This is a genomic window from Roseimaritima sediminicola, from assembly GCF_009618275.1.
Classification (GTDB): Bacteria; Planctomycetota; Planctomycetia; order Pirellulales; family Pirellulaceae; genus Roseimaritima; species Roseimaritima sediminicola.
On sequence record NZ_WIAD01000158.1, the window covers coordinates 1 to 559 of the forward strand.

Genomic DNA, 559 nt, shown 5'->3' on the forward strand with positions numbered 1-559 from the left:
GACACTTCGCCAGGGCCAAGTTCACACTGCCAACGGCATGAACCGCTTCGTCGAAAACGTTGACCAGAAAGCTCATCGTATTGCCCAGCATGTTCAATACCGACTTGATGCTGGCTACACGATCGGCACGGTTATGGACGCACTGTCCAAGAAAACACGTCGTTTCATCGGTCGATTGAAATCCAATGCGAAGCTTGATCGAATGGCAAGAGAGCACCTCAGTCGTCGACCTGGAAGGCCTCCAGCAGGCGGTTACGAGGACGTCATTGAGCTGGGGAGTTATCAAGCCGACTCTTGGCAGTACGCTCAGCGATTGATTCTGGTTGTTGTCGACAAACCTGACCCGCGGACGGGACAGCTTGACCTCATCCCGCAGTATTTTTTCCTCGTGACTAACTGGGACGAAGCGGCGCGTAGCGGCCAAGAAGTTCTCGCTCACTATCGTCGACGAGGTACCTTCGAAGATCGTCTCGGGGAGTTCAATGCTGCAATCGGGGTTCACTTGTCTCAGCAAAGTTTCAAAGCGAACGAAGCCACGATGCTGATGGCTCTGCTGTCC

General features: G+C 53.8%; 1 protein-coding gene. It reads left to right on the forward strand.

The window, feature by feature from the left end:
- Positions 1 to 559 (forward strand): transposase (locus tag GE027_RS22690; protein ID WP_261344082.1); only part of this gene is annotated, 559 nt, incomplete at both ends.